Source organism: Polaromonas sp. P1_E3, assembly GCF_056405935.1.
In genome coordinates this window covers 1-558 of the sequence record NZ_JBFUBD010000846.1, presented here as the reverse complement: position 1 = coordinate 558, position 558 = coordinate 1, and the positions used below count along the sequence as shown (strand labels likewise).

2 pseudogenes are annotated in these 558 nt (G+C 54.9%); one reads left to right on the top strand and one right to left on the bottom strand.

Going from position 1 to position 558, the window contains the following annotated elements:
- Positions 1-295 (top strand): annotated as a pseudogene (locus AC1D0Z_RS23910) (tripartite tricarboxylate transporter permease); the annotation flags it as partial.
- Between the two features lie 64 nt (positions 296-359).
- Here the strand turns inward: AC1D0Z_RS23910 and AC1D0Z_RS23905 are convergent.
- Positions 360-558, bottom strand: a pseudogene (locus tag AC1D0Z_RS23905) (Crp/Fnr family transcriptional regulator); the annotation flags it as partial.

Sequence of the window (558 nt, the reverse complement as noted above, 5' to 3'; positions counted from 1 at the left end):
GGACATCTGGTTCATGATGCTGTTTGGAGTGGTTGGCTACCTCTTCAAGAAACTGGACTATCCACTGGCACCGCTGGTGCTGGCTCTGGTTCTTGGAGACAAAGCCGAAGACTCCTTCCGCCAGGCCATGCTTGTGTCGCAAGGTGAAATGTCCATCATGTGGTCTAACCCGCTGGTCGGCGGCATCACGACACTGGCCCTGGTCTTGTTGTTCTGGCCGCTGATTTCCCGCGCCATGGCAAAGATTCGTCCACCGAAGAGGAACGAATTCGCGGCGGAACAGCCGGTGGATTAAGAGGCTGGGTTAAACAAAAAAGCCGGGTATATGCCCGGCTTTTTTTGTTTTCGCGTCCCTTTCGTCAGATCTTGCYGCGCTGCTTGAGCCGGCTCAGGGTTTCTGCTGACAGGTTCAGGTAAGACGCCAGCTCTTTCTTCGGAATGCGGTCAAACAGCTCTGGATGTTTGCGCTGGAAGCGCTTGACGCGCCCCGGTGCATCCAGCAAATGCAAGGTGATGGTATGGGCCATGATTTCGCTCATCAGCCGCATCACGTAATAC